The sequence below is a fragment of the Cytophaga hutchinsonii ATCC 33406 genome (assembly GCF_000014145.1).
Taxonomy (GTDB): domain Bacteria; phylum Bacteroidota; class Bacteroidia; order Cytophagales; family Cytophagaceae; genus Cytophaga; species Cytophaga hutchinsonii.
This window is the reverse complement of the sequence record NC_008255.1, coordinates 816,012-842,997: the sequence shown is the minus strand read 5'-3', so window position 1 is coordinate 842,997 and position 26,986 is coordinate 816,012. Positions and strand designations below refer to the sequence as shown.

General features: G+C 41.0%; 25 protein-coding genes. 6 read left to right on the top strand and 19 right to left on the bottom strand.

Going from position 1 to position 26,986, the window contains the following annotated elements; all coding sequences use genetic code 11:
- Window positions 1-32: 32 nt before the first annotated feature.
- Entirely contained in the window at window positions 33-3,974 is a 3,942-nt protein-coding gene (locus tag CHU_RS18765; protein ID WP_081428646.1) for a choice-of-anchor I family protein, read from the top strand.
- A gap of 206 nt (window positions 3,975-4,180) precedes the next feature.
- Here the strand turns inward: CHU_RS18765 and CHU_RS03650 are convergent, their stop codons facing one another.
- Window positions 4,181-5,062, bottom strand: coding sequence for a class I SAM-dependent methyltransferase (locus tag CHU_RS03650; protein WP_011584146.1), 882 nt, complete (start codon window positions 5,060-5,062; stop codon window positions 4,181-4,183).
- A gap of 193 nt (window positions 5,063-5,255) precedes the next feature.
- On the opposite strand from CHU_RS03650, the gene CHU_RS03645 reads away from it, so the two are divergent.
- Entirely contained in the window at window positions 5,256-5,702 is a 447-nt protein-coding gene (locus CHU_RS03645; protein ID WP_011584145.1) for a hypothetical protein, read from the top strand.
- Between the two features lie 163 nt (window positions 5,703-5,865).
- On the opposite strand, the gene lysS is transcribed toward CHU_RS03645, so the two are convergent.
- Window positions 5,866-7,593, bottom strand: coding sequence for a lysine--tRNA ligase (lysS, locus tag CHU_RS03640; RefSeq protein WP_011584144.1), 1,728 nt, complete (start codon window positions 7,591-7,593; stop codon window positions 5,866-5,868).
- Between the two features lie 194 nt (window positions 7,594-7,787).
- Between lysS and CHU_RS03635 the strand changes: the two genes are divergently transcribed.
- Window positions 7,788-8,636 (top strand): T9SS type A sorting domain-containing protein, encoded by an 849-nt coding sequence (locus CHU_RS03635; protein WP_011584143.1) that lies wholly within the window; start codon window positions 7,788-7,790, stop codon window positions 8,634-8,636.
- A 66-nt stretch (window positions 8,637-8,702) separates the two neighbouring features.
- Here the strand turns inward: CHU_RS03635 and CHU_RS03630 are convergent, their stop codons facing one another.
- The 17 genes from CHU_RS03630 to CHU_RS03550 form a co-directional block, all read right to left on the bottom strand.
- Window positions 8,703-8,984, bottom strand: coding sequence for a hypothetical protein (locus CHU_RS03630; RefSeq protein ID WP_011584142.1), 282 nt, complete (start codon window positions 8,982-8,984; stop codon window positions 8,703-8,705).
- Window positions 8,985-8,999: 15 nt separating this feature from the next.
- A complete protein-coding gene (locus tag CHU_RS03625) occupies window positions 9,000-9,188 on the bottom strand; it encodes a hypothetical protein (protein WP_011584141.1) in 189 nt (62 codons plus the stop codon).
- Window positions 9,189-9,196: 8 nt separating this feature from the next.
- On the bottom strand, window positions 9,197-10,066 hold the full coding sequence (locus CHU_RS03620; RefSeq protein ID WP_041932566.1) for a cation diffusion facilitator family transporter: 870 nt from the start codon (window positions 10,064-10,066) through the stop codon (window positions 9,197-9,199).
- Window positions 10,067-10,196: 130 nt separating this feature from the next.
- Window positions 10,197-10,538 (bottom strand): nuclear transport factor 2 family protein, encoded by a 342-nt coding sequence (locus CHU_RS03615; RefSeq protein WP_011584139.1) that lies wholly within the window; start codon window positions 10,536-10,538, stop codon window positions 10,197-10,199.
- Between the two features lie 12 nt (window positions 10,539-10,550).
- Entirely contained in the window at window positions 10,551-11,120 is a 570-nt protein-coding gene (locus tag CHU_RS03610; protein WP_011584138.1) for an NADPH-dependent FMN reductase, read from the bottom strand.
- Window positions 11,121-11,258: 138 nt separating this feature from the next.
- A complete protein-coding gene (locus CHU_RS03605; protein ID WP_011584137.1) occupies window positions 11,259-12,059 on the bottom strand; it encodes a hypothetical protein in 801 nt (266 codons plus the stop codon).
- A 77-nt stretch (window positions 12,060-12,136) separates the two neighbouring features.
- Window positions 12,137-14,179, bottom strand: a complete 2,043-nt coding sequence (locus tag CHU_RS03600) for a TonB-dependent receptor (RefSeq protein ID WP_011584136.1) — start codon at window positions 14,177-14,179, stop codon at window positions 12,137-12,139.
- A 116-nt stretch (window positions 14,180-14,295) separates the two neighbouring features.
- Window positions 14,296-14,631, bottom strand: a complete 336-nt coding sequence (locus tag CHU_RS03595; protein ID WP_143143970.1) for a hypothetical protein — start codon at window positions 14,629-14,631, stop codon at window positions 14,296-14,298.
- 429 nt (window positions 14,632-15,060) lie between these two features.
- A complete protein-coding gene (locus CHU_RS03590) occupies window positions 15,061-15,795 on the bottom strand; it encodes a phosphodiester glycosidase family protein (protein ID WP_011584132.1) in 735 nt (244 codons plus the stop codon).
- A gap of 72 nt (window positions 15,796-15,867) precedes the next feature.
- The gene (locus CHU_RS03585) at window positions 15,868-16,983 is read right to left on the bottom strand and encodes a lipase family protein (RefSeq protein ID WP_011584131.1); all 1,116 of its coding nucleotides are present in this window, start codon (window positions 16,981-16,983) and stop codon (window positions 15,868-15,870) included.
- Between the two features lie 153 nt (window positions 16,984-17,136).
- Window positions 17,137-17,514, bottom strand: a complete 378-nt coding sequence (locus tag CHU_RS03580) for a DUF3703 domain-containing protein (protein WP_011584130.1) — start codon at window positions 17,512-17,514, stop codon at window positions 17,137-17,139.
- A 188-nt stretch (window positions 17,515-17,702) separates the two neighbouring features.
- Entirely contained in the window at window positions 17,703-18,056 is a 354-nt protein-coding gene (locus CHU_RS03575) for a hypothetical protein (protein ID WP_011584128.1), read from the bottom strand.
- Between the two features lie 37 nt (window positions 18,057-18,093).
- Window positions 18,094-18,876, bottom strand: coding sequence for a hypothetical protein (locus tag CHU_RS03570; RefSeq protein ID WP_011584127.1), 783 nt, complete (start codon window positions 18,874-18,876; stop codon window positions 18,094-18,096).
- 178 nt (window positions 18,877-19,054) lie between these two features.
- Window positions 19,055-20,419: an MATE family efflux transporter gene (locus CHU_RS03565; protein WP_011584126.1), complete on the bottom strand. Its 1,365-nt coding sequence runs from the start codon at window positions 20,417-20,419 to the stop codon at window positions 19,055-19,057.
- A 20-nt stretch (window positions 20,420-20,439) separates the two neighbouring features.
- Complete coding sequence (locus CHU_RS03560; RefSeq protein WP_011584125.1) at window positions 20,440-20,778, bottom strand: hypothetical protein; 339 nt, start codon at window positions 20,776-20,778, stop codon at window positions 20,440-20,442.
- Window positions 20,779-20,780: 2 nt separating this feature from the next.
- On the bottom strand, window positions 20,781-21,917 hold the full coding sequence (locus CHU_RS03555) for an SGNH/GDSL hydrolase family protein (RefSeq protein WP_238379338.1): 1,137 nt from the start codon (window positions 21,915-21,917) through the stop codon (window positions 20,781-20,783).
- A 287-nt stretch (window positions 21,918-22,204) separates the two neighbouring features.
- Window positions 22,205-23,386 (bottom strand): proline dehydrogenase family protein, encoded by a 1,182-nt coding sequence (locus CHU_RS03550; protein ID WP_011584123.1) that lies wholly within the window; start codon window positions 23,384-23,386, stop codon window positions 22,205-22,207.
- A 60-nt stretch (window positions 23,387-23,446) separates the two neighbouring features.
- Between CHU_RS03550 and CHU_RS03545 the strand changes: the two genes are divergently transcribed.
- The 3 genes from CHU_RS03545 (at window position 23,447) to CHU_RS03535 (ending at window position 26,923) form a co-directional block, all read left to right on the top strand.
- On the top strand, window positions 23,447-24,553 hold the full coding sequence (locus CHU_RS03545; protein ID WP_011584122.1) for a chorismate mutase: 1,107 nt from the start codon (window positions 23,447-23,449) through the stop codon (window positions 24,551-24,553).
- Window positions 24,554-24,639: 86 nt separating this feature from the next.
- A complete protein-coding gene (gene aroB / locus CHU_RS03540) occupies window positions 24,640-25,689 on the top strand; it encodes a 3-dehydroquinate synthase (protein ID WP_011584121.1) in 1,050 nt (349 codons plus the stop codon).
- The gene (locus CHU_RS03535; RefSeq protein WP_011584120.1) at window positions 25,676-26,923 is read left to right on the top strand and encodes a 3-phosphoshikimate 1-carboxyvinyltransferase; all 1,248 of its coding nucleotides are present in this window, start codon (window positions 25,676-25,678) and stop codon (window positions 26,921-26,923) included. Before aroB ends, CHU_RS03535 begins: the two co-directional genes overlap by 14 nt.
- Window positions 26,924-26,986: the final 63 nt, after the last annotated feature.

The window sequence follows — 26,986 nt, the reverse complement described above, 5'->3', positions numbered from 1 at the left end:
TAGTTTTGTTGCTTCATCAAAAGCACGATCACATGCAACAACTCTTACGCATTGCAGGTACCCTATGCCTCTTGCTGGGAACATACGTTTCCTACAGTCAAACATTGATTCATTACTGGGATTTCAACACCAGCACATCGGAAGCAGCACAATTAACTCCTGCTTCTATTCTTACAGGTGCTGCTGCATCACATACAGCAGGCGGTACAGGACCAAGTGTTATTCAGATAACAAGTAACACCGCACAGGATTTTGAATTATTAAATCTGAACGCGCGTAACAATTCTGTTTCCGGTTCGCATTTACGCCTGAACAACCCGATCGGCGGCACATTAGTATTTTCTCTGCCAACAACCGGTTATGAGCAGATTGTGGTAAAATATGTAACCAGACGCTCAACACAGGGGGCGGGCACACAGGTAATTGAATACAGTACGGATGGAACGGCCTTTACAGCCTTCAGCTCTGTAACAGTAACAGAAGTACCGTCACTTCAAACACTTGATTTCAGCTCTGTTGCACTGGCTAAGAACAATGCGAATTTCAAGATCCGCATGACGTTTGCAGCAGGCGCAGGAGGCACTGGCGGTAACGACCGCATCGATAACTTCACGGTTGAAGGTGTTACGTTTGGTGCAGACAACGCAGCGCCGACAGTAGTATTCACCCCCGTAAATGCTGCAGAAAATATCGCTGTTTCTGCAACCATTAAATTAACGTTTAATGAAGCGATCCGTCTGATCAATGATGCAGCAATTACGGCAACCGATATTGCTTCGTTCGTTGAATTGAGAAAGATCGATGCGGCAGGGGCTGCCGTGGCTTTCACAGCAACGATCACAGATAAAGAAATAACGCTGACACCATCTGCTACGTTATCAAACAACACACAATATTACGTTGCAATTACTGCCAATAAAATTGAAGATGCAAGCAACAATGCCATCACTTCGGTTGTATCATCTACGTTTAAAACAATCGCTGCGCAGACAGTATTTCAGGCGGGAGATGTTATTCCGGTCGCATACAGAATGAATGCAACAGACATTGCGGATGAAGTTGCGTTATTAACACTCGTTGATATTCTTCCGGGTACACGCATCAATATGACCGATGCTAAATTCACAAGCAGCACACCGGCACAATGTGCAGGCGGTCTTGTATGGACAGCTCCTGCATCAGGCGTTGCAGCAGGTACGGTAATTACCATCGGCAACGATGCTAACACCGCGAGCATCGGAACAGTATCCGGTTCTACTTTTGGCCTGAGCTCAGGCGGCGATCAGTTTATTGTATACACGGGAACAAATACAGACCCGCACTATATTACAGCATTAAGTTCAAATGCATGGGCTGCAGTAAACACATCCTGCAGCGGCAGCAATTCCATGCTTCCTGCAGGATTAACAGACGGCACAAACAGTATTAATTTAAGCGCCGCTCCGGGCAGTGCCGCAGGAAACCTGGTGAATGCTTATTATGCAGGCACACAAAGCGGCACACCTGCTCAGATCCGTGCAGCCGTATTAAACCCGGCTAACTGGGTAGGCATTGCAGGTTCTACAGCCGGCCAGATCTGGCCTTCCTGGGCATTCCCCGGACCGCCCAGTATTGTATCGGCAACGGTGTTAAACCAAACGCAGATACGTATTGCATTTAATACAAACATGGATGCTGCAAGTACAACGGCATTGGAAAACTATACAGGAATCAATGCGCTTTCAACAATAGTACTTACAAACAACGGAGCATTGGCAGATACGGCAATTATAACGTATGCTACGCCTTTTGCAGCTGGTGTATCACATACACTAACCATCAGTAATGTAAAAAACGACAACAGCAGCGCGCTGTTCACACCATACCAATACACGTTCACATACAATACTACATTAGCGTGGGATAAAACACACGTTATTGCTAAAGAATCTGACGGAACAGTAAATCTTAAAATTAAAATTGTTAATCCGTCTGCGGCATCTTTTGGTGTAACCGTAAAACCGGCTTCCTTTAACACAGCATCAGCAGCTGATTTCACCCTGGCTGCACAAACAATTACGCTGACAGGAACGGAGATTGAAAAAATAATCACCATTCCAATTACAAACGATACAGAAGCAGAAGCGGATGAATATTTTGTATTGGAATTAACAAATCCTGCAGGTGCATCTGTTACAGGCAATGCAACGATAACGGTATTTATCAGAGATAATGATATGACTGTTGAAAAAAATGAATCGATTGCGTTAAGCTTTGCATCCCGTTTCACCGTTTCTAATCCGGATAAAAAAGAAGGTATTGCAGAAATCGTAGCGTACGATCCTGTTTCAAAACGTTTGTTCACAATCAGTACAGGGATTGATAAAGTTGACATCATCAATTTTGCAGATCCGGCAAATCCTGTTGCGATCAGTCAGATTGATATGACAACGTATGGAAAAGGCTTAACAAGTGTTGCGGTTAAAAATGAAATGGTAGCCGTAACTGTCACGGGCTTAAACGACGAGCAGGAAAACGGTTCTGTTGTTTTCTTTAACACGAGTGGTGTTTTTCAGAATAAAGTTACCGTAGGTGCGTTACCGGACATGGTTACGTTTACACCCGATGCGAAATATGTATTGACAGCAAATGAAGGCCAGCCGAATGATTCGTATTCGATTGATCCGGAAGGTTCTGTAAGTATCATTAACATCACGGGCGGTATTGCTGCATTAACCCAGAATAACGTATCAACGCTTGATTTCAAGGCTTTCAATGCGCAGGAAACAGCTTTACGTGCTTCAGGCGTGCGTAAAACAAAATCGACCAGTACATTATCACAGGATTTAGAACCGGAATACATTACGGTATCTGCCGATTCTAAAAAAGCATGGGTCACCTTGCAGGAAAACAATGCGATTGCTGAAATTAACCTGGAAACAGCAAGCATTACAGGAATCAAAGCGTTAGGCACAAAAGATTACAGCTTATCTGAAAATGGTTTTGATGCATCAGATAACAACAGCGGTGTAGTGCTTTCAACGTGGCCGGTAAAAGGGTTTTACATGCCGGATGCGATTGCAAATTATACGGTTGGCGGCGTTACCTATTTAGTAACCGCAAATGAAGGGGATGAAAAAGAATACGGCGGATTGGTAGAGCGTACTACAGTTGGTGCTGTAACTCTTGATCCGGTTAAATTCCCGAATGCTGCTGCGTTACAGCAAAGCTACAACCTTGGCCGTTTCCGTATTTCAAACTTACAGGGCGATACAGATAATGATGGTGACTACGATGAATTATATGCGGTCGGAGCACGTTCCTTTGCTATATGGAATGCAGCAACAGGCGCATTGGTCTATGAAAGCGGTTCTGAATTTGAACGCATCACCGAAACGCATCCTCAGAGCGCTGCGGTATTCAATGCTGACAATGCAAGCAATGCTTTTAAAAACAGAAGCCGTGCAAAAGGCCCGGAACCGGAAGGTGTAACAGTAGCTGTGATCGGTGCCAGAACATATGCATTCATTACACTTGAAAGAACAGGCGGTGTAATGGTATATGATATTACGGAACCAGCTTCAGCAACATTTGTTCAGTATGTGAATTCAAGAAGCTTAACTTCTTTTGCAGGTGATAACGGTCCGGAGGGAATCATTTACATCGATGCAACCGTAAGCCCGGATGGCAAACCGTATGTTATATCTGCAAACGAAATGAGCGGAACATTAGCTATTTTTGAAGTGTCTGTACCACTTACAACTTCAATACTTTCCGGCTCAGCAGATGTAAATACGATGCTGGTTTATCCAAACCCAACCAGGTCCGGAAAAATTTATTTCTCTGAAGAAGTAACAGGTAAAATTGTTGATATCAGAGGAACAGAAGTAGGATCGATCAACGATGCAACCGAAGCTAATGTGCAGGCGTTAACTCCGGGTGTATACATGGTTGTTATGAGCACCGGCCAGACAGCGAAATTTATTGTTGAGTAACTATCAACTCACGGTTTCAACTGTGGGAACAATATGTAACACGGCTTTAACCGGAACAACATAATAATAAAAAATGCCTTCGATGTGAACATCGAAGGCATTTTTTATTATTTCACCAGCCACGGTGAAACCGTGGGATATATTGTTCCCACGGTTAAAACCGTGGGCTGGGTTAAAACCGTGGGCAGGGTTAAAACCGTGGGCTGTTAAACGTTGCTAAACCTGCCGTAAATGCTTAAGGGTAATTTTTTCCGGAATGAATCTTCTACTACCAGCTCGCCTATTTCCAGGTTTTTAACATCGCCATAGATCCGGTGGATCAGGGTTTCTACAATAACAGCAGAGAAACCGATGGCATACAAATTCAGAATATAAAAATGCTCTTTCGGATCCAGTAATTCGGCGCAAAGCTTTAATATTTCATTCAGGTGTTCTTCTATGATCCAGCGTTCACCATCCGGTCCGCGGCCATAAGCGGGCGGGTCCAGAATAATGCCGTTATATTTGTTGCCCCGTTTTACTTCACGTTTCACAAACTTCAAGGCATCTTCTACTACCCAACGTACATCCGTCAGTTCGCTTGCTTCCATATTTTCACGTGCCCAGCTGATTACCTGCTTTACTGAATCCACGTGCACCACCTCTGCACCTGCAGCCCGCGCCGCAATAGACGCGCCGCCTGTGTAAGCAAATAAATTCAAAACTTTTGGTTTGGCTGTTTCCATTTGAGAAACCTTTTCATAGATGTAGTTCCAGTTTGGTGCCTGCTCCGGAAATAAACCTACGTGTTTAAAAGAAGATAAACCTAAGCGGAACCTCAAATTCAAATTATTGAATTTATACGCAACAAACCATTGCTCTTTCATGGAATCTTTTAAGCTCCATATCCCCTTTTCAGGATTAGCTTTATCACGCACAAATTCAGCATGCAAACGGCTGTTCCACTCTTTATCAAACAGCTGCGGATCCCATACTGCCTGGGGTTCCGGACGCGACAGAATAAAATTTCCAAAACGTTCTAATTTCTTATAATTACCCGAATCGATCATTTCATAGTCTACAAAGTAGCTGGGCGTCAATATTTTCATTCTGATTATTTCTTAAAGGTTGTGAAAAAGCGTAAATTAATGTTTAAACAAATGTTCAAACAACTATCTTTAACATTTGTTAACATTTTCAATCAATGTCTCGTATCTAGTACAAAGACAGCTATTTTACTAAGGCACAAAATTACTATAATAATTTCATTTTCCGTTCATACAGCTAACGATACCTTGTTTTATGAGTAAACAACTGCATCCCGTAATAGAGAAGCTTCTGCATTTCAGAATAATATTTCTGATCGCTTTTCTGTTTTTGCTATTCTTTACGGTAGCTGTGTTCTTTACTATTGATATGGGAAACAGCCAGAGTGATAGTACAAGAAAAAATTTCTACCGTACCTGGAAAGTACTACGTTTTTATCAAAACGGTAAGCTTGTAGTAAATGACAAAAAATTTGAAGAACTGCGTTTCAAAATCAATGACGACAGTACGGCCGAATGGATTCGCCCCAATAGCACCATCACCATACGGGCCTGGATAAGCCCGGAGGGAAACCAGATCATTAAAGAAGATGAAGAATTACTGACCGATATTGACAACGTTTACGAAATACAGGAAAACAAACTCCGGTTCGGAAAACGTACGCTGGAATCGCACTATGAATATGTAATGGTACCCGAGTAACACAAAACTCAGATTCCAAAAAACAAATTCCAAACAGAGAAAATTAGAGTAAAAATATTCAACTAAAAAGGGAAGTATTCTATCAGAATACTTCCCTTTATTTTTCCGTTTGGAATTTGTTTTTTGAAATCTGGAATTTATCAGACAGTTTCAAGCCTTCGGCTCACGCCTGCCATCCCTTCACCTCATCAGCCGTAGGGTTTGCGATTTCAAGCTTCATTTTTTTACGTAAGCCGCACAAATCATTAAATAATTTATTCGGGTTTGCTGCTTTTAATTGTTCTACCGTAGAGATACCTAATTTCTCAATCAACGGAACAAGTTCCCCGCGGATCTCTATGCCCTGGAAACCATTGGAAGATGCTCCCTGTGTACCAACTTCCGGACGCATCTGCGGGAAGAATAATACATCCTGTATCGAAGCTGAATTAGTCATAACCATCGCTAACCGGTCAATCCCAATACCAAGGCCTGCTGTAGGCGGCATTCCGTATTCAAGTGCACGAAGAAAATCTTCATCCAGTACCATACTCTCGCTGTCACCTCTTTTGCCAAGCTCCAGCTGTTCTTCAAAACGCTGACGCTGATCAATCGGGTCATTCAGTTCAGAGAATGAATTGCAGATTTCTTTACCATTACAGATGGCTTCAAAACGTTCAACCAAACCTGGCTTGTCCCTGTGTTTCTTCGCTAACGGCGACATTTCAACCGGATAGTCTGTAATGAATGTAGGCTGGATCAATAATGGTTCGCATTTTGCGCCAAAGATCTCATCAATGAGTTTACCTTTACCCATTGAATCATCTACATCCACATTTAATGATTTACATGTTGCACGTAATTGTGCTTCATCCATTTCACCAATGTTAATACCTGTATAATGTTCGATTGCTTCAAACATAGTGAAACGTTTCCAGGGGCGCTGGAAGCTGATCGTATGCGGACCAACCTGTACCTCTGTAGTACCGTGTAAGGCAACAGCAACTTTTTCAACCATCTCTTCAACCAGATCCATCATCCAGTAGTAATCCTTGTATGCAACATACAATTCTACCTGAGTGAATTCCGGGTTGTGGAAACGGGACATACCTTCGTTACGGAAATCTTTAGAGAATTCATATACTCCATCAAATCCGCCAACGATCAACCGTTTCAGATATAACTCATTTGCGATACGCAAATACAAAGGCATATCTAATGTATTGTGGTGTGTCTTGAACGGACGCGCAGCAGCACCGCCATACAAGGGCTGCAAGATCGGCGTTTCCACTTCTAAATATCCTTTGTTATTCAGGTACTCACGCATGGTATTTACCAGACGTGTACGTTTGATAAAAGCATCGCGCACATGCGGGTTCACAATCAGATCCACATAACGCATGCGGTAACGCTGTTCAGGATCGGTGAATGCATCAAATATTTTTTTCTCTCCGTTCTCATCTACCGCCTCTTTTGGCATGGGCAACGGACGAAGTGCTTTTGTTAAAATTTTAAATGAAGTAACATGAATCGTGATCTCTCCGGTTTGTGTTGTAAACACATATCCGTAAATACCAATAATATCACCGATACCGACAAGCTTTTTAAATACGGTGTTGTATTGTGTTTTGTCTTCATCCGGACAAAGATCATCTCTTCTGAAGTATGCCTGGATTCTACCGCTTGCATCCTGAATCTCAACGAAAGAGGCATTACCCATAATACGGCGGCTCATCACACGGCCAGCGATAGAAATATTTTTATAATCTGTCTTTCGCTTTTCGTAATTCTGATGAATATCTTTTGTTGAAACATTTACAGGGAAAAGTTCTGCAGGGTATGGTTCAATACCCATTTTTAATAACTCTTCACGTTCCTGGCGGCGTACCAGTTCTTGTTCACTCAATTGCATGTCTTTCGTATTATAATAGAACCTCAAAATTAAACAATAATGCGCAATTTTTCAGCATAAAATGAAATTCATCTTTCATTTATAAATCACAATCGCCAGCACTCAAATGATTTATAAATGAGTCTGTTGCGCTGCTATCTAAGCTTTTTTATTATATTTGGAAAAATATTTTCACACAGAACAGTTTTTATATAATGAAAAAACAACTCGTACTTTTAGCGATAAGCTGCCTCTGCTTATCCGTACATGCACAACAGCAATTGCCAAATGGCTCTTTTGAAAACTGGTCTCAAAATGAAGATCTTCCTTATGATGAACCGGATACCTGGTTTGGCACAAGTGTAAATTGTATGGGCACACCCTTTACCTGTTCTGCAAGCACACTTAAAGTTACCGATGCACATGCCGGCAGTTATGCAGCAAAGCTCGTAAATCTGGCAAATATAGGAATCGGCGGAAGTATGAAGGGACAATTGATCTATACACCTGACATGCCCGGATATGAGGTATTCACGTCAAAACCTAAAACCTTTAACGGATTCTATAAATTCACCAATGCAGGATCCGATGAAATAACTGTTTCTGTTACATTGATTGATGCCGATGAACAACCTGTTGCATACGGAGAAACGATCCTTACAGAAACAAAAAGCGCCTACACACAATTCAATTTACCGATACAGTATTTCTCCAGCAGTGCCGTAACGGGAATATATGTAGAAATCGCTTTTAATGAAGATGCAGACGCAGCTTCTACGTTTATTGTAGATGATCTGTCGTTTACTTATTTATCTTCTCCGGTAACTGCTAAAACACCTGTATCTGCGGGTATTCAGTTTTATCCGAATCCGGGAAAAGACAACCTTCATTTTGAAAAGCCTGTAAGTAATATTTCGATCTCAACAACCAACGGAATGAATATGCTGAACGCTGCAGAAGAAACGAATGTGCTGAATATCGCTTCGCTGCCAAAAGGTATTTATATCATTTCGTATGAATATAATCAGACACGCATAAACGGCAAACTGGTTGTAGAAGAATAGAACATGTATAAAAACGGAATAAAACAAAAAACCGGATGGCGCGCTAACGTCATCCGGTTTTTTGTTTTATTCTTCATCCTGCATTTCCTCCTGCGGGTTATTTTCAGCCTTATTTACTTGGATCCATCTCCTGCCGGTTCTGAAGAGAAAAACACCAAACAGGACTTGCACAAGCAATGCCGTAAAATATCCTGTAATATAGGATACATCATAGGCATAGGCTTCAGCATTGAAACCTGCTATACACACCTTTTTTACCAATAAAAAAAGCTGCATGCCGCACATCACTGTTATCAGTATAGATAGACCAATAAAAAACATGCCTGCGATTTTTTTCCACTGTATCATTTTTAAAAGAGCCGTTTATATATACACCAAACCAAGACCCGCCGCTGAAACAAGTATATAATCAACTTCTGTTGCTGTATAAAACCGTAACGGATAACCATACGTATCTTTACCGTCCGAAGGCGATTCAACCTCCATCGTTGCTTTTGTCAGTATAAAAACAGCTATTGAAGTGATTATAAAAAACGACAGCTTTTTAAACATAGTCTTTTTTATTCAGCCGGTTCAATATGAATTAAAATATTTCCTAACTGTGGCAATGCTTCTTTCAGCGTATCTTTTAACAGATGTGAAATCGCATGTCCTTCTTTCACGCTGATATTACCATCTATAACAGCATGAAGGTCTACATGGTATTGCATTCCGGCTTTGCGTACATAACATTTTTCTGTACTCAATATGCCCGGTACTTTTAGCGCTTCTTCACGGATCTGGATGATGAGATCGTCATACGATTGCTCGTCCATAATTTCCCCCAGGGCTGGCCTGAAAATCAGGTAACTGTTGTATAGTATAAACAATGCGGCAAATAATGCTGCCCAATCATCTGCGGCTTCATAGCCTTTGCCCAACAACAATGCCGTTGAAATACCTGTGAATGCGGCTACTGATGTAATGGCATCGCTTCGGTGGTGCCACGCATCTGCTTTCAATGAAGAACTGTTTACTTGTTTACTTTTTTTGATAACAATCTGATAGGATATTTCTTTCCAGATGATAATTCCTGCCAGAACAATAAGTGTCCACGCCTCCGGCAATTCATGGGGTGTCTGAATATTAATAATGCTTTGGTAAGCGATGATTACAGATGAACTGATCAAAAAACCAACAACCAAAAAGGTGATCAGCGGCTCAATACGTCCGTGTCCATATGGATGTTTATTGTCTGCAGGTTTGTGAGAAAATTTAATACCGAATAAAATAAGCATGGATGCAAAAATATCGGATGTTGATTCAATTGCATCTGCGATCAATGCATGCGAATTACCAAAAAATCCTGCCAGCCATTTAATAATGGCCAGGCTTGTATTTCCAATAATGCTAAAGTATGTTGCTTTTACAGCTGTCTGTTCATCTGTCATACCTTTAAATATAAGCTGTTTTTTATTTAAAGGTAAGGTAAAAAATGGAACAAGGAATAAATGAGGATAAAAATTCTCCGGCACATACTTCTGTTCAAAATAAAAGTTTATTCATTAAAAAAATAAACAATCACTCTTCAAATAATGGACGCGGATCGAAGTAAACATGCAGTGAAGTGATTTCTCCCTTTTCAAGGTGATACAATCCCGATGCTGCAATTGTTTTGCCATTCATGTTAATATCATAGATCAGGCATACATCGTTACCTTCTTCAAACATTTTATGTACAACATATTTAAATTTCATCTTTTCCATGTCGTTCATATAACGCTCTGAACCTTCCCGATGACCCATCGGTCCGTTGAATGTAAAATTTTCATTCAGCCGTTTTTTTGCAGCCGGAAAATTTTCTGTATTCAGCGCATGAATAAATTCAAGCACTAAATCTCTGGTTGTAATCTGAGTTTTCATATATGTATTATTTTAGCTTTCCGCATGTGCGTATTTTATTTTTTTAATCCAGAATTCAAATGCAGACCAAAACTCATAAATGTGTTTTTTAGTTTCTTCATCGTTCACATCTCCGTTTTGCTGAAGTACATCTGCTGCATTGCTGAGATAAAATTCAGGCTGCTGCATCGGTGCCAGATTTACATACATCATTACCTGACGTAAATGATTTACAGCACCAAAGCCACCAAGACTATAGGGAGAACACCCAATTACTGCTGCAGGCTTTTCATTCCATAGATTATTACCCTGCGGCCTGGAACCCCAGTCTATGGCATTTTTAATAACGGGAGAATACGATCTGTTATACTCCGGTGTAGCAAATATAAATGCGTCAGATTCTTTAATACTATTATGCAAGTCTTTTACTGCCTGCGGGAGATCTGCTTCAAGGTCTTCATTAATAAGGGGAAGATTTCCGATATCTATACGCATTACGGATATAGATTCAGGAGCTGATTTTTGTAAGGCATGAATCAGTTTTGTTGTATAGGATTCTTTACGCAGACTGCCGGAAAATGCACTGATTTTGATTGTATTCATATGCTCGATAATTTTAATCCTTCCTGTTAAAATTAAAAAGTACACGAATGAATCTGTTACATCATTCTGGTTTTTCGTTATACGGAATGGTACGATAACGCAAAGGTATTATCCAACTACCCAGGGTAACCGCAAGGGTTACTCCGTACGGTTTTCATCCAGCAGCATTCCTGCCAGCATGTGTTCCAAAATAGGTTTGCATTTTTCATGGCAGCAGGGATAAAAATGGCCATGTTTCCAATGGTCGGATTTGGGCGAAAGTCCCCACCAGAATTCTGCCAGAGCCAATGGTTTCATTTGATGTTGAAAAGCATATTGCAGCAGTTTTGGAGCTGCACACTCACCTGCTCCGCTTGGTGGATTATTATCTGAACGCGTTTTGAAAATGGCACGCAAACTTTTTTCTTCTCCCGCCTGATTCAGAAAAAAATACTGATCAAATATTTTATTCTGCAGTTCAATGGAAAATGCTTTACGCTGCACCTTTAACTGTTGTAACTGCATCACGTATTCCTGTTCCAACGTTTGTTCGAGGGCTTCAATAACAGTATTCATCTTACTCAGCTGCTGCATGCCGCCATTCAAAAAACCGGTCGGTGCAAGCAGATCAAACACCGGGGGCACAAACGCTGCATGCTGATTTCCGCTAGCCAGCTTTCCTGAAAAAGCAGATAAAAAACCGATTTCTTTTTGTGCTGTTTCAACAACCAGCACACCAAACATTTTTCCGATAACCGTTGTATGGTCTTCGGCTTTATTCAAACCAAAATTATGCGACCAAACGGTTTGCGTATCCAGATATTCCTGCAATTGTTTTGCTGCGAGTAAACTCAGCGGATGCGGAACATACTGGAACGGATAGGTAAAACGCTCGGGTAGCGTATACGCGTCAATAGAAACGTTAAAACTCGTAAAATATGGATTGATCGTAGTAGACAATTCTATTGCAGATATAAATACGCTGTGAATAAGGACAGTATTAGTTTACAAAAATACGGGTTTTGTTCTGAATACTGCTAAAAAACAATTTTAGTTCCGCCGTAAAAATTGCGGGCTGCGGCAGCGTTGTAATACCTGCCTGAAAAGGCATTCAGATCATTACCCAGACTATACCGCTGATTTAACAGGTTATCAGCACCCAGAAATATTTCCAGCACGGTTCTTTTTACCGTAAGATCAACACCGATTTTTGATTGCACCAAATGATAATTTGCTGCATACATTGTATTGGCATCATTCAATGGGATTTTTCCTGTATAATTATATTGAAGATAGAAATGCATTCCTTTGGCAAAACGCACAAACATACTGCTCACAACTACCGTACGCGGCACACCTGTAAGCCTGTTTCCGGAATAATCTATGCTGCCGTTTTTGTATTGATCAAATGAAAACACATAACAGGTAATGCTGTTTTTCAATTCAAGTAATCGCACCAAACCTGATTGCTGCTGCAGTACAGCATAGGAAAGTTGCGTTTCCAGACCAGGCTGGCTGGTACCGCCTGCATTCACAAAATATTGATTGTTGCCGGCATTTATGCGGCTAACAATGGCTTGCTTCAACGCATAATAAAACACAGCAACATCTGCCCGCAGACGGTTGTTCTGAAAGCGCAATCCTGTTTCATAATTCCAGCCATACTCGGCCTGCAGATCTGTATGAATGGTGTTATCATTCGGCCGGATCTCTGCAATGGTCGGCGGTGAATAGCCTTTACTTACAGAAGCCCGCCACAGCAGCTGCTGACGTAGCTTATAGGAACATGCGACACGCGGCATCAACTGGATCTCAAACGGCTGATGTACCCAATCTTCGCGGCGGCTTACAGACCGGTAGTTATAGATATAGTTATTTAAACTTAAACCTGCTTCAACAATCAGCCGGTTGAATAGTGTGGCAGAAAATTGTGTAAACAAAAAATACTGCCGTGCCTGTACATCATTTTCCGCAAGCAGTGTATCTTTTGTGCCAGCGTTATTTCTGTAGTTTGATATAGCAGATTGTGTTTTTTGCCACTCTGCACCAATGTTCCAGTTCCAGAGCAGCTTATACGTTTGTTTCCCGGAAGCTTCCACATACGTGCGCAGTCCATACGTCATTTCTTTCCGGATTTCATAGTTTGAAATGGCAGGATTCTGAAAGTTTGTGTGACTTGCAAAAACAGATACCACGTGACGGAAATGATTACCTAAAGCTGCTTCATGCCCGATGCCTGTATAAAGCATTTTATTGTATATCTGCGCGTGCTGTTCTACTGCCCCGGGTATCACTCCGGCTGCGGGACGTGCAGCGCGTGGATTGTCGTTCAACTCTTCCAGTGTCAGTCCGCCGGGTGTCTGATAATTCAGATCGGAATAAAAACCCAGCGCTTTGAAGCGCATCCCTTTATGGTAATCTGCATGATACGATGCCTGATAAAACTGGCGCTGTAACGTGCTTTGTTCCCTATATCCATCGGATCGCTGAAAGGCCTGGCTGATTTTAAGAAATTGTTTTTTCCATACCTGCTGAACACTCAGCGTCTGATGAAACAACCCATACGAACCTCCGGTAAGCGAAACGGCTGCCTGAGTGCTTTCCTGTTGTTCATACGTGCGGACACGAACGACACCACCTGTATTTGCCCCATATAAACTGCCGTAAGGTCCTTTCCATATTTCCATGCTGCTCATACCGGAAGCATCTAACGAATTTAAATAGGTATTCCCCCCGGCATCTGTTAACGGAAAATCATTCAGGTAGATTTTGACATTCCGCACACCAAACGGACTGCGCAGCAAACTGCCGCGGATAGACAAGCGGTAGCTTCCGGGTGACCGTTCTTCCATGCGCACACCCGGCAAGGTATTCAAAGCAGGAACAAGCGTAAATGCTGGCTGATGACTGGCAGGCTGAATAGAATCAACACTGGCAGGAGATTGTTTTAAATTTAAAAAACGGAATTCAATTTCCTTGTCTTCATAAACAGCAACAGTATCTATGATCTGTGCCTGGCTTTTTAGCGTAGAATAAAAAGCAATGGTTAAAACAAAACAGGTGAATGCATTCTTAAGCATAAAACTAAAATAGAGAATCTTTTTGTTAAACACTTACACCTAATTCGGTTATGCTTACAACATATGAATCAGCAACAGGTATTTAAACATTTGCGTTATCCATCTTCAAAATATTCTCAGAATAAAAATGTTTCTCCACGAATAATTTTGATAATTGCTTTGGTAAGCATGTACAAAAAGCAGGTCGTTATTGAAAATCCAAATGGCCAATACCATACAATGTTAGAATCGTTTCCGGCCAGCAGACCGGCTGTCCAGCTGGTAGATAAAAGTATGGGCTGTACAATAAAGCCCGTAAACAAATACCCGATAATCAGCGACCAGAACAAAATTCCGGAAATCAACAGGATTTTTACCCATATCCGTTTGCACATATACTTCCATAATGCAAATCCAACATACACAAGCGCTGCTCCGATAACAACAGCTTCAATCATCAGGTGCCTAGCCACCTCTTTATCTGAAAGTATATATGCGGATATAGGGAGACTTTTTGAAAGTATAATTCCCAGTATAAACGTAATTGTAATTGTTATTCTAAATACATTACCCATTTCAATACGGTTCTAAATTTATATTCTTTTCACCAAATATATAATTGCAGCGATCAATACAGCATAGCCCCTAAGGGTAATCCAGCACTACCAAGAAACATTAGTAACCTGCCAGCATACCGCCAAGCCATGCATCTACAGGAGTCTGCAAATGATGCGGCTTTAATTCATCTTCAGATGTAACACGTGCAGAAAAGCTGCCAATAGATTTGTATAACATATCCGCATGTAAAAATGACACTGTTAAAATTAAACGGCTGTTTTTTATTGCCATAGGCGATAATGATATTATTGGCTTCTATGAGTGTCCTGCACCGCCAGCATACCTTATTTCACTTCGTTCTTCTCCGTTACACCGATCATAACACCAAATTCGCCATCCGTCTGCAGCCATTTCTTTTCCAGTAAATAGGATCTTGAAACAAAGCCATCCAGATAAAGTGCATTTTCACAGCCCAGGTTTTGAAAGTATAAAGCGAAATCAAAAAAATTAACTTCCTTTTCTGACATAGCAAAAATTATTTTTTTATTCGGCAGAATGCCAACACCATTCCGGATGTTCAGGTTTTTTGAGCCTTTGATAAAGGATGGATGAATCTGATTATTAACAATAATCATGGGACCGGATTGTGTCGCAAATTTTATATTTCCGTTATTAATAAAATCTTCTGTTTTACAGATGACTGCTTCATTATCATTTGTAATATAAAATACACCGTTGGGTTGCATATAAAAATTACCCTGCCCCTTGGCTTTGTTTAAAGGAGTTACTGTTTTTCCATTCTGAATAAAAAGACCCAGCGGCGAGCGGTCTTCTTTATACATGCCGCCATTGGTTGCAAAAAGTAAGGTAGAACCTTTGCTTTCTACATATGCTTTTAATTTTTTAATGCTTTTAAGAATTTCTCCGTTATCATTTTTCCAGTAAAATTGCAGGTTGTCTTTTTGGGGATCAACCGTATACGAGATCACATCAATAGTATCCTGCTGCTGGTGAAACGTAAATGCAGCAAGAGCTGCAACAAGTATAAGAGCTGAGAGTAGTAATTTTACGCGTTTCATATGTAGTATACGATCTATAAAGTTATTAACGAATATCTAAATACGGCATTGCTGACAGCAACACAATAAATTTCAGTTTAATTTTTCTGCAAGCATCAGATAAGGTGCCGGTAAATGATGTCTCCAGATATTCGGATCTTCGGGATCATTGCTGTAAATCTTATAATACGCTTCATCCGGAAATAAAACGATTGTATTGCCTGTTCGCACATAATAATTACTGTTATAATATTCGGGGGCATTAAAATTCGGAATTTGTTTTTTAACCGCATTGGAAACCATTCTGCCTAAATACTTCTGATAATTTTTCTGTGCCCGCTCACTCGGCTTGCTCATTTTGTTGTACATATGTTTCAAGGCAAGGTTTGCCGGGAAACGTTGTTTTCTGATTGCTTTTTTTGCGCCGTGAAACGGATTAACGGCGGTAAAATCCGTTACTGTCTGTACAGAAAACGGAACATCCGGAACCCAGTCTGCAGTATTCACAACATTATATGCCCAGCCGCCTGCTGTCATATGTTCATATTCGTAGGCATAAAATAAGTTACCTGGCTTAGGACCAGCACTGCAATAGGTTTTAAAACGGATATCTGCAGGAAGCCGGCCTTGCATTTTTAAATTTTCCAGATAGGAATTAAGTAAAAATGTAATTCCGCCACCCTGACTATGCCCTGTTAATATAAAATCTTTGATACCGGCGTTATAACAGGAATCTATTTTGGATACAACTGTTTTTGATAAATAAGCCATTGCCACAAACCAGCCAACATGCACAGCTGCATGCGGATTATCGGCCAGCTGATAGGTAAATTTAAAATCTTTATCCAGCTGCAGCTCGCCTTTGGCCGGAATCATAGCGGCATACAGATTTGCCAGAAAACTTGCTTCGGTCTGAATACTGCCTTGTACCGATATCAATGCAACGGATTTATTTTTATGTTTCCAGAGATCCCATATATTATCAAAAGCCACAACGGGTGAGCGGTAAACAAAATCGAAATCCTGTGGATCGGCTACACTGGTATTTGCAGCCCATTTATCGAGCGCAATATGCACCTTGTAATTAATCTTCAATGTCTCCATGTATTCCTGTTTATCAAATCCGGCTTGCAATTCCTGAGCAACACAATTATTGTGTGTAATAAACAATAACAGGCATACACAATAAAATAAGCTACGTTTTTTCATATAGGTAAATCTGATGAAATACAGTGTTTATAAAACTCCTTTATATAGATTCAATATCCCAATAGTATATTTATATAAAAGATCATTGATTACTCCGATAGAGGCCCATAAGAATTAATGATCTGTGCTTCGTTAACATTTTTTGAAAATAACTCAGGCAACTTGCACACCTGCCTGTTCAAATATTTCAAGCAACTCTTTTTCAATCGGAAAAGGTTTTAGCGGCGGAACATTTGAACCACCCGGGTTTCCAACAGGCACTTTCCCAACAAATGATTTAACACCGCCAACAAATAGTCTGGGTATTTGTCCGCTAATCTCTTTTATACTTTTTATTTTAAACCCGAACAGTAACATTTTCCAATGTACATAACTATGTGCATACGGATAACGCTGTCCGATTATATGTGCGCGTTCCAGATGATTCCAGGCAGCTTGCAGATTTTCACGTTTCATTTCTAAAGCATACGCGTTCAATTCAGATTGATAAAAAGGCTTGAGACGTGAAGGGATAGATGTATAAAATTTCATAGCAATTGTATTCAAATGTTCTTAAAGTTTTTCTCTGGCTATTACTACTGAATTATCCAACCCAAGGCAATACACAGAATCTTTATTCCGAAATCTATATCTGTATACATAAAAACCGGATGCCTGTTTTCTGTTATCTGAAATTTAAAACAGATTGTTCTTTGGTTGTTGGTTCCTGATGCATGTAATTACTTTTCCTTTTTAAACACAAAACAATAGAAGGGATAACCACCGCCATATTGTCCAATGGGTAGCATTGCTGCTGAACTATTAAATAATTTGTATCCCATTTTATTTAATTTTTCCATTTCTGCTATGATTGGAGCCATATCGAACTGCTTAGCATTTTTTTGTTTTTCATATTCCTTTTCTTCTGTAGAAACAGAACCAATTGTAATGCTGATGTAATTTTTACTGCCAACTTGAGTTACGCTTATAATCGCATATTCTTCTGTTTGTTCAGTGCTGGCTGCTTGCCCAAATGTTATTTGACTTATCAATAACAGAATAGAGACGCTAATAAGATTCAGTATAATTTTCATGATTGTATGTGATTGATTCAAATTACGTTACTTCTGATTATGCATTTTTAAAGAAACGGATCACTTCTCTTGCCTGATTCAGGAACTGTGCATCTTCAGAAAGCTTCGCTATTTCCTGATGTGTTTTATTCGAAAGGTCAGCGTGTGCTTTTTCATTTGCAATGCTTAACTGTTCTAACTCCTGTTCAAGTTTTTTAGTATGTGCGCCTGTTTTTTTCAGATCCCGGATTGTTTTGGAAGCCCATGAATCTTCTTCTTCCAGATTCAATAAAGCTACCAGCGCATTGATACGTTCAGTCTGTTTTGTAATTTCTGCACGTACCTCATATACATCTTCTCTTGGGTAAAGAATCTTACGCTGCATATTCTGCAACCGAGCAATGATGTAATCGTACAACCGGTAAGACGGGCGCACAAATGTTAACACCACTGCCAGTATCGCTGCAAAATAACCGATAGAACTTACGCCAAAGAATGCCAGCAGGTATAAGGCTGTGGCTGATACCACATGCAATATAAGGGCAATACGAAGAAATAATTTCGATTTCTTTTTTGCATAAGCGATATCTTCCTGATCAATGGCTATTCCTTTCCGTTCAGAAATTTCCGCATCGTCTAACAAGTCCTTTGCGGTGAAATACATATTCCACGGCAGCGTTGTAATACCGGTGAGCCACCAGAAAGCAACAATCCCGACAACCCAGTCAATCATAGTGCCGGCGGGAATATTGAGCATGTGCAGTGTAAAATATAAACCAATCAATATAATACTCACTGCAATTAAAACGGGAATAGAACTGGATGATGATCTGTATGACATAGAAATTATAAATTATAAATTATGATCCGCCGCGGTGGAATGAATTATGCTTGCGCACTGCGTATTTTATTTTCAACTTTTTATTACCGATAGCTCATCTCCATGGCACAAATACGATGCTTACGCTTTAGGCGTTCAGCTTTAAACTTTGAGCATCAGGCTTTATGTACATGTTGCGTTAAGCCTTTAGCATTACGCTTTTAGCATCTTCTTCAAATACAACACGTTTCGATTTCTTTAAAAAACGTACCAGCAACACAATTGACGCAAACACCAAACCTACCGTTAAGCCAACCCAGATCCCGTATACTTCCCACTTCAATACAAAAGCCAGAAATGCGCCCAGCGGCAAGCCCAATACCCAGTAAGCCATAAACGCAACGCTGGAAGGAACAACTACATCGCCCATGCCGCGCAGCGAACCCATGCTTACCACCTGAATGCCATCCGACAATTGAAAAAACGCAACCATCCACAGCAGTGAGCCCGCTATGCCGATTACTTCAATATCTTCCGTGTAAAAAGAAGGCAATACCTGGTGCAATAGGGTAAACATTAAAGCCGTAGTACTCATCAATGCAACAACTAGAATGATAGCGGTACGCCCTGCGATCTGCAGTTCGGTCTTTTCTTTGCGCCCATACTCATACCCTACCCGTACCGTTGCCGCGGCTGCAATACCCGTAGCAACCATATAGGTAACAGAAGCCAGGTTTAAGGCAATCTGGTGGGCGGAGATCTGCGCCGTACCGAACGTACCTACAAAGATGGCTGCCAGGCTGAATGCTCCGGATTCAAACGACATCTGTAAACCAACCGGATAGCTTTTATTAAATACGTCAACAAAATAGTGCCACTCAAGCTTTGTGCGTTTGTAAGCGCTGCGGTAGTGTGCATAGTTTTTTGTAAATAAAAAAAACAGCACCATTGTTACTGCCATAAAAATCCGCGCAATCAGTGTTGCATAAGCAATACCGTTCAGGCCCAGTTTCGGCAGGCCATACCAGCCATATACCAGTATAACAATCAGTACAATATTTACTACGTTGCCCAATATACTTACTACCATTGCCTGTTTGGTATTGCCCAGCCCTTCAATGAATTGTTTGAATACCTGGAAAATAATTACAGGAATCATGGACAGGGCAATAATGGCAAAGAATTCCGTGGCTGGCTGTACAATATGCGCCGGCTGATGCATAAACGGAATCGCATAAATGCACAGATACAACAAACCGGTGAGAAAAAATCCGATCACAAGATTTAATACCAATGCATGTTTCAGGATACGGGCAATTTTCAGCTCATCTCCCTCTCCGTCTGCCTGCGAAATCAACGGTGTAAATCCATAGCTGAAACCGATGTATAACATAAACAACGGAAAGAATACGCTAAGCGCAATTGTTGCTGCGGCCAGCGCTTCTTTATCGATCTGCCCTGCCATAAGTGTATCAACCACGCCAACGGAGATATGCCCCAATTGACTGAATGCCACCGGACCAGCCAGAACCAGCGTTTCTTTAATGTGTTTTTTATTCAGCACGAGTGTGTCCTTTTCTTAAATCAGTCTTTCAACAGATCGTTCATGAATAATAAGGAAAGCGAAATTCCTGTAAAGGCTACGGAAAGCAATACGTATTCCACGCCTGACAGATCAACGGTTACAGACATAACCTGAATGGCAATGAGTGTACCGGTAAAAATGAGAGAAAAAGAATTCAATACACCGCTGCCGCTTTTCTTTTTACCTTCAGCATAAAACGCCCAGAGCAGATACAGACAAGTCAATGAATACAGGCCCAGCATCGTTCTGTACACATAAAAATTACCCAGACCAAACATTTGAATGATGATCGATACAATGATCAATCCTACTACGGCATAATTTATTTCTTTCTTCACGGTTATTTATTGACTACGGTTTGTATAAAGGTAGTAAGTTCTTCTGCCATTTTTGTATGCGTTGCTAAAGAAGGGTGAAAATCTTCTCCATAAGGCCCTTGTTGCGGCGTAAAGAAAAACGTATAGATCTTTGTATTTCCCTTTGCTTGAAAGTGTTCCTGTACTTTTTTCAAATTTTCCTGTATACGTGTCCAGCATTTCTTACCTTCCGGCCAGCCATCATTAAGCATAGAACCATTTGCACAAATAATCTGAGCCTTCGGATAATATGTACTCAAACGATCTACAAAAGCAATGTATCTATGCACAAAAACAGTATCATTCAATGGTTGGTTCTGTGATTCGCCGAAATAATCATTTGTGCCTAAATTAATGACAATGATATCTGGAATCTGATTTGCATGATCCCAAAACAAACTGTTCTTGTCATGAAGATGTATACGGTCGTATATCTGGGGCAACGTCTCATTTGTATCGCCGTCAAAATTACGGTATACACCTTTTCCTGAATACGATACGAGCATCGGGTCTGCGTTCAGCTTGCGGGCTGTCTGCATGGCATAAGACATGTAGGCATTTTCATTTGCGGGGTGAAATCCGGTGAGTGGATTTCCATCCGGAGGTGCCGGAACAGATACCATATTTCCGTAGCCGCAGGTAATGGAATTACCTATAAACTGAATCTTTTTCAGATCCGCAAGAATCGTTTCGGTTTGCAGGTATGGCCGGTGAAGCTGTAAACCATATATCCGTACTTCGCCCACCACAGCTTCAGTCGCTTTAATTAATTGAATATAACTGTTCAGCGGCGCTGTGATCTTATACATGTGTTTGCCTGGTTTCAAACGAATATCTCCGATCTGCTTGTAGTCTGATAAAACAACAAACCAGTTGCATGAGGATATATTCGTTGATGTTTCTTCTATCCAGATATAAAATTCTTCTTCAGGAGCCATGAAACCCATTGCCGTGCCTGAATTCGAAAAACTTATGTATTCTTTTGTCTGCTCATAACGTCCTCTTTTTACTAAAATAAACTTTTCAATGGAAATAAAGCAGGGAGCCTTGGTTGTCTCCATGGACATGCAGCTCATTAAAAGTACCAGTAAACACGTTACGGATTTGATTTTTTTAATCATATATGCTGATTTATAACACAGGTGCAAAATTCAACAAATTACATTCAAAACAAAGGAATAGAGGCCAGTTATTCGTTCCGGAGCGGCAGACAGCAATCAGTAATCCCGTCAACTCCTTTTCCGACATTTATCTTAAATATATAGTACGCTTACCCCATAGTTATCCCACCCTTATGCCATAGCACTCAGCAGCCGCGCAAATAGCTGCTAACCGGCGCAAGGTTTTCCTTGTGCCTGATTGTAACTAATAGAAGGCACAAGGAAAACCTTGCGCCAGCATAGATGTTTTAAGCTTTAAGCTTAAAGCCTGCTGCCTTTCGCCTCTTCAATTCTTTCTCAATAAAAAATAACTCACGTGTTGTTTCGCCGGTGATGGATTTATTTTCTTCTGCTCTTCTGAACAGATAGGGCATCACTTCACGCAGCGGACCATACGGCAGATATTTTGAAACGTTGTATCCTGCATGTGCCAGGTTGTAACTCAGAAAATCTCCCATACCATACAGCTGCGCAAAACCTGATATCTGCTGGTCTTTGGGATCCATCTCACGCACAGCTCTTTCAATGCTCAGCTGGTTGTGTGTGGCAATGCAGGTTGCAATATCTTCGTGCAGACAAAACGAAACGGCTTGGTTGTACAACGCATCGGTCTGTTCTTTTGTATCATTTATCGGGGACGGATATTTTAGTTCGTTTGCCCGTGCCCGTTCCTTTTCCATATACGCGCCGCGCACCAGCTTAAAACCTATGTGATATCCTTCTTTTTGTGCCTGTGCATACATGTTTTTTAAACGCTCCAATCCATCTTTGCGATACAGCTGTATGGTAAGAAAAAGAATCGGGCGCTGTGCATTGAAACGCTTCATGTATCCAACGTACAACACATCTATAGCCGTTTGTATCCATGTTTCTTCGGCATCAACCATCAGGCGCACATTATGCGTTTCAGCTTCAAAACACAATCGTGTTACACGCTCTTTCACCCGATCAAATTCTTTGCTTTCATCTGCCGAAAGTTGCTCACCGCGCTGAATCTTTTCAAGCAAAGCAAAACGCGCAATTCCACTCATTTTAAACACTGAAAAAGATACCATCGGAAGACCCGCTGCGAGCTCAATTCCTTTCACTAACTCTTTGACTGTCTGATTGAAAGATGCTTCATCTTCCTTGCCTTCCACGCTGTAATCCGGGATAGAAAAAATGCCCGATGCATGCAGTTTCTCCATGGTTGTACCACATTCCCAGTAGGTTTCGCCGCCGCAAAATTGTTTAAAGAGGGTATTTCGGACAATATTTTTGATGGGAAAATGGTACTTTAATGCGAATTTTAAGAAAGAAACACTTATATTTGTGATCTTGCTCCATGCCATCGTGCGGAAAAGAAACTTCATGTGTTTCAATTCCTTCGTTGATTTTGAAGCAAATGCGATAGCAGTATCGCTGAAATTAATAGTGTGTAAGGTTTTCATCTTACAATATAGAACGGAAAGTACTCTGTTTTTGTTGACAGGATGATAAAAGCGTAGAATATGAAAGTAGAATTAAACGTAAATCCGATTGAATCTTGGGCAAAAACTAACCACAAGCCTTTGATCATCGCTGGCCCTTGTAGCGCCGAAACACCTGAGCAGTTGATGTCAACAGCCAAGCTTTTAAAAGACTTAGGTAAAGTTGATGTATTACGTGCCGGTATCTGGAAACCAAGAACTAGACCGAACGCTTTTGAAGGATCAGGAGAAGAAGGTTTGAAATGGTTGGCAGAAGTTAAAAAAGAACTAGGTATCCAGATCGGTACTGAAGTTGCGAATCCGGAACATATTGAACTGGCGTTAAAATATGGCGTTGACGTTCTATGGGTAGGTGCCCGTACTACTGTGAGCCCGTTTGCTATTCAGGAAATGGCAGATGCTATGGCTGGTGTTAAAGACAAAGCCGTATTGATCAAAAACCCTACGCACCCTGAGCTTGGCTTATGGATCGGTGCATTTGAGCGTTTCTATCGCGCAGGTGTTCGTGATTTAGCTGCTATCCACCGTGGTTTCTCTACGATCGATAAATCGAAATTCCGTAACGTTCCGACATGGTCTATTCCAATTGAATTAAAACGTATCGCTCCTCAAATTCCAATCATTTGTGACCCTAGTCACATTGGTGGTAAAAGAGATCTTATATTTGAAATTTCTCAGAAGGCAATGGATCTTGGCTTCGATGGTTTGATGATTGAAACACACATCGATCCGGACAAAGCATGGTCTGATGCAGACCAGCAGGTAACTCCTGAGCGTTTAGGTGAGATCTTAACAGATCTTAAAATCCGTACACAGTCTACAACAAACGTTGACTTCAATGATCACTTAGAAGAATTACGTGAGAAAATTGACAACATTGACCGTGAATTAGTGGAAACACTTGCTACACGTATGGCTGTTGTTGAGAAAATCGGCGAATACAAAAGAGATAACAACGTTACTACGCTTCAGGTAAAACGTTGGGATGATATCATGAAAAACCGTTCTGAGTTAGCGAAGAAATTAGGTATCAATGAAGAATTCGTTGTGGACGTATTCAAATTGGTGCACGAAGAATCTATCCGCAGACAAACAGAAATTATGAAAGCGGTTGAATCAAAAGCATAAGTTGATTCTTAATACATTCACAATCATACAATACCCAAACCCTCAACAATCCGTTGGGGGTTTGGATTTTAAAGCGACTGCTGAACATGGCTTCTGAAATACTTTTTACACAACAGACAAAACAAACGCTGCAGCCTTTCCTTGGAAAGTACTCAACCGTTTGTGTGCTGGTTGATGAGAATACAAAAAAACACTGCCTTCCGCTTATCGCTGATCTATTCTCAACAGAGAATATTATCGAGATCAAAAGCGGAGAAAAAGAAAAAACACTTGAAACCTGTTCTGTAATCTGGTCACAAATGACAGAGCTTGCGCTGGATCGTAAAGCGTTGCTGGTAAATCTTGGCGGCGGCGTAATCGGTGATATGGGCGGCTTCTGTGCTTCTACCTACAAACGAGGCATTGACTTTATTCAGATTCCTACTACCCTCCTGTCGCAGGTAGATGCAAGTGTTGGCGGCAAGCTGGGTATCGACTTTACCGATGCACACGAAAACGTTTTCAAAAATCACATCGGCGTATTTAATGTACCCGTTGCAGTAATTATTGATCCGACGTTTTTACAAACACTCGATGCAAAGGAATTGCGTTCGGGTTATGCAGAGGTCATCAAACATTGTCTGATCGCTGATAAAGCAAAATGGAATGAAATTAAAACCGTAACCGATCTGACAAAATTAGATTGGATGGCACTGGCAAAACATTCTGTTACAATTAAAGAAAAGATTACGATCGAAGATCCGTTGGAAAAAGGTCTTCGTAAAATATTAAACTTCGGCCATACCGTTGGGCATGCCATAGAAAGCCATTTTCTATTCATTCCGCACAAACGTCTGCTGCATGGCGAAGCCATTGCTGCCGGTATGGTCTGTGAGTCCTGGCTTTCTGTACAAAAAGGATTTATCACAGAAGCGGAACATAAAGAGATCGAAGCGTATATTCTTTCGATTTACGGACATACACATATTTTATTTACCGAGATCGATCTGATTGTTCCGCTTACCCTTCAGGACAAGAAAAACGAACACGGAGCCGTACAGTTTTCTTTATTAGAAAAAGTAGGCACCGCTAATTACAATATATCTTTAACTAAAGAAGAGATCACCGCATCTTTACACTACTATGCAAGCCTCTGATACAACGGCACAAGCCTTTCACATCACACATACTTCCGGTGTTGTAAATCATACCATCACGCCTCCTGCTTCTAAAAGCGAGAGTAATCGTGTATTGGTGATCGATGCACTTACGGGAAGAAAATCACAATTAGATAATTTATCCAACGCGCGCGATACACAAACGATGATCCGTTTGTTAGACTCCGACAGCAATCCTGTCTGGGATGTACTGGATGCCGGCACCACCATGCGTTTCTTAACAGCATTCAGTGCCTTCAACGGCAAGCCGCGTGAAATGACAGGCACGCCACGTATGAAAGAGCGTCCGATCAAATTACTGGTTGACGCCTTACGTGAGCTTGGTGCTGTGATTGAATACAAAGAAAAAGAAGGTTACCCGCCTATTCTCATTCATCCGTTCAAACCGGAATTAGCAAAAACAGATTACATCAAGATCAAAGGTGATGTGAGTTCGCAATACATCACCGCCTTGTTGATGATCGCACCTGTACTACCAAAAGGTTTAACGATCGAATTGTTAGGGCACGTAGGTTCGAAGCCATATATTGAAATGACGTTGCGTTTGATGGAACACTTTGGCGTAACATCGGAGTGGAAAGACAACATCATAAAAATTTCTCATCAGACATACAAACCGGCTCAGTATAAAGTTGAATCAGATTGGTCTGGTTCCAGCTACTGGTTCAGTGTGGCGGCGCTTGCAAAAGAAGCCAACATTGAATTGAAAGGCTATGTTAAAAATTCACTTCAAGGTGATCACGTGATTGTTGACATCATGGATCAGTTGGGTGTGAAGACAGAATTCACTGCAGACGGATTAAAACTAACCAAACAGCCTGTTAAAGGAAACTTAGTTTGGGATTTTACCGACTGTCCGGACCTGGCACAAACAGTTGCTGTGATCCTTGCAGCCAAAGGTGTAGAAGGAACATTAAGCGGATTGCAAAGTTTACGTATCAAAGAAACGGATCGTATTGCAGCGATCCAGAATGAACTGCGCAAGTTTGGTGCAGACATGATCGAGATTGAAAAAGATGTTACCTATAAAGTTGTGCCGGGTACCTTCAAGGTAGACGGACAATCGGTACATACCTACGAAGATCACCGCATGGCAATGGCGTTTGCGCCGCTTGCCTTGTTAGGTAAGGTAACAATCGAAGAACCATCGGTAGTAAACAAATCCTACCCGTTATACTGGGAAGATTTGAAGAAGGTGGGATTTATGTTCTGATGTTTTATTAAAGAGCGGAGTGAAATTCCAAATAATAAAAAAGACAATTCGCCGCGACGAACC